This is a genomic window from Massilia sp. 2TAF26 (assembly GCF_052115005.1).
Classification (GTDB): domain Bacteria; phylum Pseudomonadota; class Gammaproteobacteria; order Burkholderiales; family Burkholderiaceae_D; genus Telluria.
On sequence record NZ_JBFRFV010000001.1, the window covers coordinates 439313 to 445497 of the forward strand.

3 protein-coding genes are annotated in these 6185 nt (G+C 63.7%); 2 read left to right on the forward strand and 1 reads right to left on the reverse strand.

From position 1 onward, the window contains the following. Positions 1 to 125 precede the first annotated feature (125 nt). On the reverse strand, positions 126 to 3101 hold the full coding sequence (locus AB4Z32_RS02100) for a TonB-dependent receptor (protein ID WP_441933877.1): 2976 nt from the start codon (positions 3099 to 3101) through the stop codon (positions 126 to 128). 228 nt (positions 3102 to 3329) lie between these two features. Between AB4Z32_RS02100 and AB4Z32_RS02105 the strand changes: the two genes are divergently transcribed. Together AB4Z32_RS02105 and AB4Z32_RS02110 are read left to right on the forward strand one after the other, a co-directional pair. Beyond that, positions 3330 to 4292 (forward strand): N-acetylmuramoyl-L-alanine amidase-like domain-containing protein, encoded by a 963-nt coding sequence (locus AB4Z32_RS02105; RefSeq protein WP_441933879.1) that lies wholly within the window; start codon positions 3330 to 3332, stop codon positions 4290 to 4292. Positions 4293 to 4668: 376 nt separating this feature from the next. Beyond that, positions 4669 to 6185: polysaccharide biosynthesis protein (locus AB4Z32_RS02110; protein WP_441933881.1), on the forward strand; the 1517-nt coding region annotated here is incomplete at its 3' end.

A 6185-nucleotide genomic window follows, 5' to 3' on the forward strand; every position in this document is an offset into this window, starting at 1 on the left:
TCCATCTTATCGAATCGCCCGCGCCCGCACCGTTAGGTGACGCACACTGTGCATGCGGCCGGGTCCTAGGCGAAAAAAGGGGAGCCGGAGCTCCCCTTTTCATGCTGCGTCAGGATTAGCGAACCTTAGAACTTGTACTTCAGGTTCAGGTAGTACTGGCGGCCGCTGACGTCCAGTTTCTGCTGCTCTTCCTCGCTGTAACGGTACTGCGCGCGGCGCACGTTGGTCAGGTTGGTTGCATCGAAGGTCAGCACCAGGTTCGGCGTGATGGTGTAACTGGCGTTGAAGGCCAGCGTGGTCACCGGTGCCGCCATGGTCGGCGCCGACGGCATCAGGATGCCGTTGATGTTCGACAGGCCCTGGCTGTTGGCGTTGGCGGCCGGCGCGGTACTGGTGTTCACGTACTCGCTGCGGTAGTTCGCCACCAGGCGCGCCGACAGGCGGTCATTCTCGAAGTAGCCGCCCAGGTTGGCCGCCCACTCGGAAGCGCCGACCATCGGACGGCCGTCGTCGACCTTGGTCTTGGCGCGGCTCACGTTCGAGGTGAAGCCGAAACCGGTGTTCCAGAGCGGCTGCTCATACGAGATCTCGAGGCCGGCGATGCGCGCGCCCTGCTGCGACGACGTCTGCACCTGGAAGGTCTTGACCAGCGAATCCTTCGGGTCGACCAGGGCGATGCTGTCGGTACCCACGCCGGTCTTCGCATAACCGTCGATCTTGGAGTAGAACACGTCGACCGCCACCAGCGAACGCTTGGCGAAGAACCAGGACCAGGACGCATCCAGGTTCGTTGCCGTCATCGGCTTCAGGTTCGGGTTCGGGCCCGTGACCGTGCAGCCGTTGTCGCTGCAGGTCGGCGTGCCGTAACCGGCGCCGTACAGGTTGTAGTTCTGGCGGCCGAGGGTCTTGCTGGCGCCGAAGCGGGCCAGCATGTCCTTGTTCAGCTCGTAGCGGATGTTCAGGCTCGGCAGCACATTGGTGAAGGTGCGGTCGGACGCCAGCTTGTAATAGATCAGGCCGGCCAGCGGGTTGAACTTGGTGTCCTTGTTGGTCTGGTCGTCGTAGTACGGCTGCGCTTCGCCGACGTCCGTGATCGCGTTCGGGAATCCCGGGCACGGGATCGGCGCCTGGCCCGGGGCCGAGCGCTGGCAGACCCCGATACCGATCGGCATCGGGATGTTCGCGTTCACGCGGGTACGGACATAGCGCACGCCGACGTTACCCGACCAGCGCTCGCCTTCCAGGTTGGCCATCACATAGGCCGCGGTCTGGCGCTCGCGCATGTCGAGTTCGGACGAGATGCGGCGCTCCCACTGGTCGGTGGTGGCCTTGGTGTTGGCCTCGAAATAGGCCTTCATCGTTTCCGGGCTCATGGTCCAGCTGGTGTTGTCCCAGCCGGCCGGGCCGCCGAGTCCGTTGCCGAAGTCGGACGGATACGGGATGAACGAGGTCACGCCCATGGTGCTGGTGTCCAGCGGGGTGCGGAATGCCGGATAGCGGCGCGCGCTGTCGCGGTGGTGGTCGGAGAAACGCGCGCCGGTTTCGATCGACTGCACCCAGCCCTTGTCAAGGCGGTATTCGGCGTCGATCTGGCCGCTATGCTCCTTGTCGTTGGTGACGATGCCGGACGCTGCGCGGCCGCTCAGCACGTAGCCGCTGCCGTCGGCGTTGCGGCCCGGGACGTTCGGGCCGGTGCCCAGCCACTGCACGTAAGGCGCTTCGTCGACCTCGCCCAGGCGGTAAGACACGCCGGTGCCGTAGCGCGAATAGGTCAGGCCCTGGTCGAGGCCGGTCTTGCCGACGCCCTTGGTGGTCGACAGCAGGGTCTTGACGGTCAGGTCCTGGCTGACGCGGTACTTGGCGTCGAGGTCGAGGAAGGCCGAGGTGGCGCGCGCGCCGTCGCGGTAGGCGCCTTCGGTCTCGCCGATGTACTGCGGAGTGGTGCCCGGCGCGTAGACGATGTCGGCGGCCTTCAGCACTTTCAGCTGGTCGCCATACATCGTGGTCTCGGTGACGATGACCGGGTTCTTGATCGTCGCATAGACGCGCTGGCCGTTCGAATTGGTCGGCGCGGCACCGCCCTGCAGGCCGCCGCGGCCCAGCAGCATGCTGAACATGGCGCCGGCGTTCAGGCGGCCGTAGTTGTTCGCATTCATGCCGGAATGGAAGCCGGTCATGGTCACGTCGAGGTCCTGGTTCGGCTTGAACTGCAGCGAGAACATGCCGCCCTTGCGGTCGCGCACGCTTTCGACGAACTCCATGCTCATCGAACCCGGGATACGCACGCCGTTCAGGTCGGCGGCCTTGTAGCCGCTACCCTTCAGCGACTCGTCGGTGATGCCCAACATGGTCGAGGTATTGATCACGTCCCAGCCGCTGCCGCCGCTATAGGCGAAGCGCGAGACGGAATCGCGGCGAACATAGCGCTTCTCGGCGAAGCCCTGGACGATGAAGCCGAAGGTGCCGGCCTCGTTCTTCCAGTTGAACATCGCGTTCAGGTCGGGCGCGCTCTTGCCCGGCAGGTCGGCGTAGCTGGCACCGCCGCTGATCACGCCGCCGAAACGCTCTTTCTGCGCCAGCGGCTTGCGGGTGGTGACGTTGATCGTGCCGGCCAGGCCGCCATCGACGATATTCGCCTGCGAGGTCTTGTAGACCAGCGCCTGGTTCAGCACCGAGGACGGCATCAGCGACAGGCTGGTCGAACGGCTGCTCGATGCCTGGTCGGCGACGTACCAGTCGCCGCCGGAGACGGTATGGCCGTTGAAGATGATGAGCGACATGTCGGGGTTGGTACCGCGCATCGACACCTTTTCCGCTTCGTCGTAGTCGGTGCGCACCGCCACGCCGGGCAGGCGCTGCAGCGAGTCGGCCAGGTTCTTGTCGGGCATCTTGCCGACGTCCTCGGCGGTGATCACCTCGACGTTGGCGGCGGAATCGCGCTTGACGGCCAGCGATTTCGCCATCGAGGCGCGAATGCCGGTGACTTCGACGGTCTGCATGGTGGTGGCGCCGGCCGAGGCGTCCTGCGCCAGCGCGGGAATTGCAGCCAGACCCAGCACTGCCATCGATACAGCGGCCGCGAGCGGCTTCTGTTTGAACATTCTCACTCTCCTGAATAGTTTTCCGAGGGCAGGTGTATCCCTGCCGCGCGCACAGTATTGACGAGCAAGAAACTTTTGAATAATGATTAGTATTGGAGAATCCATAACCCTAGGGAATGATTGCTGTCGGGTGAGAACGGCGGGTTATACTCGCCCGCATAATTTTCATTTCGCAAACACACGCCCGCCACGGTAGCGTGGCGCTTTGCATCCGCTACCGGAGACTCCATGCGTTACGCCTGCCTGCTGTTCGCCGCCGCCCTCGCCGGCTGCGCCACCCCGTCCGCGCCGCCCTCCACCGCGGCGAAATCCGCCACGCTCCAGCCGCAGGCCACGGCGCCGATCGAGACCATCCTGCAGAAGCAGCTCTACCAGATGAGCCCTGTCGAAGCGGGCCGCTACGTGGCCTGGGTCCACCAGGCCGAGCCCGACCTGCGCAAGCGCATCGCGGCGATCGGCCGCAAGAACATCGGCCAGCCCTACGACCTGAACCTGCTCGGCGAATTTCCGTTTGAAGTGCACGACAACCTGCCGATGTTCAGTCTCGATCACAGCGACTGCGTGGTGTTCGCGGAACACACTTACGCGATGGCGCTGTCGCAGTCGTGGGAAGAGTTCTTCTGGATGCTGCAGCGGATCCGCTACCGCGACGGCGTGATCGGGGTCGCCACCCGCAACCACTACACCGAGATGGACTGGAACGTGGCCAACCGCTGGCTGGTCACCGACATCAGCGCCGAGCTGGCCGGCCCCACCGGACCGGCGTATTCGATGACGGTCGACCGCGCGCGCTTCCTGAAGACACGCCACCACACCGAGCGCAATATCCCGGTCGAGACCAGCCGCCAGGCCTATGTGGCGAAAGACCAGGTGGCGGCGATCGCCGGCCAGTTGCAGGAAGGCGATTTCGTGAACGTGATCTCGACCCGCAACGGCGAGTACTGGGCTTCCCACGTCGGCCTGGTGGTGCTGGGCCCGAACGGCGAGCGCCACTTCCTGCACTCCTCCGAACCCCAGGTGCGCGAAGAGACCTTCGAGTCCTTCATCGCCCGCGCCGCGGCGCGCGAGGAACGCAACCGCAAGGAAGGCAAGAACGGCCAGGTGCTGGCCGGCTTCAAGTTCCTGCGCCTGAACGACAACATCGTGGTGCCGCCGATGGCGCCGCAGCCTCGTCCCGGTTCGGGCGCCTGATCCACCACCCGCTGCGGCGGGCCGCTCATCCCCTCCACGGGCCGCTTCATGCGGCCCGTTGTCTTTTCCGCTTCCGTATTTCTTTCCTATTTGTGCAATCAAGAAATTAATTTAATTGAGGAATTAATTTCCTATTTTTACAATAACGGCGAAATATTTAATTCCCTTATGCCGGTTGAGCACAGTCAAACCCGTCAATCTTTGCGAACCGGATAATAAATTTACTCAGCAATAAGCAATCTAAACAGCGGCATTTTTTATTCTTTCCGAAATTATTTCCGCGCAATAATAAATTAAATCCAAAACACAGCGCCTTTTAGCCTGGCGATATCCCCGAGAAAAAGATAACCCGCAACCACGCAGCCTTTCCGAGATCATGCCCAAGCTAAATCAAGGCCTTGTCAGCCAGCTTTGCGCCAGGATGGTGTCCCTGCACCGCAGGACGAAAATCGCCATGATGGTCAGCGCCGACCTGATCGCGCTGCCATTCTGCTTCCTGGTCGCAATGCTGTTACGCGGCGGCGATCTGAAACTTGCTTCCCATTTCGGCCCCGCCTCCTATGTACTGGTTGCCGTGGTGACGATTGCGGCATTTTCCGTCTCCGATCTTTATCGCGCCGTTATTCGATTCATTGACCAGCGTCTATTGGGCGTTACGGGACTCGCACTCGCGGTCGCCATTTTATGCGCCTATATCGTGATGTTCGCGATTAACGAGGAGCGCTTTCCGCGCAGCGCATTGGCGATTTACTGGTTTATCGTGTTTTCCTATGTCGTCGCTTCCCGGGTCGGCATGCGCAATTTCCTGCGAAAGCTGAATGCCCAGCAGCGCTGCGCCGCCGAAGTGGTCGCCATCTACGGCGCCAGCGAAGCCGGCGCCCGGCTGGCCCAGGCCATGCGCGGCAGCGACGAATACCGCCCGGTCTGCTTCTTCGATGAGAAGCACGCCCTGAGCGAGCGCAACGTCGCCGGCCTGCGTGTCTTCCATACGGACCGCCTGGCCGAGATCGTGCAGGCGATGGCGATCCGCTCGATCGTGCTGGCCCTGCCCTCGGTATCGCCGGAACGGCTGCGCGACATCATGCAGCGCCTGGCCCAGGCCGGCGTCAGCACCAAGATCCTGAGCCGCCTGGTCGACCTGGCCGACGACAGGGTCAGCCCGCGTGAAACCATCCGCGAACTGAAGTTCGAAGACCTGCTCGGCCGGCCGCCGGTGCCGCCGCGTATCGACCTGTTCGCCCGCTGCGTGCGCGGCAAGACCGTGCTCGTGACCGGCGCCGGCGGCTCCATCGGCAGCGAGCTGTGCCGCCAGATCGTGACCGTCGCGCCGAGCCGCCTGCACCTGCTCGACCACTCCGAGTTCGCGCTCTACACGATCCGCCAGGAGCTGGCCACCCGCTTTCCCGACATCCCCATCGAAGCCCACCTCGGCTCGGTATGCAATGCCGACCTGGTCGAGCGCATCCTGCGCGACGGCAAGGTCGACACCATCTACCACGCCGCCGCCTACAAGCACGTGCCCCTGGTCGAGACCAATATCGTCGAGGGCCTGCGCAACAACGTGGTCGGCGCCCAGGTCATCGCCTCCCAGGCCGCCCGGCACCGCATCGAGACCTGCGTGCTGATCTCCAGCGACAAGGCGGTGCGCCCGACCAACATCATGGGCGCCAGCAAGCGCATCGCCGAACTCATCTTCCAGGCTGCGGCGGCCCGCCATGGCGCCCGCACCACCTTCTGCATGGTCCGCTTCGGCAACGTGCTCGGTTCGTCCGGCTCGGTGATCCCGCTGTTCCAGCGCCAGATCGCACGCGGCGGTCCGCTGACCATCACCCACCCGGAAGTGTCGCGCTACTTCATGCTGATCCCCGAGGCCGCCCAGCTGGTGATCCAGGC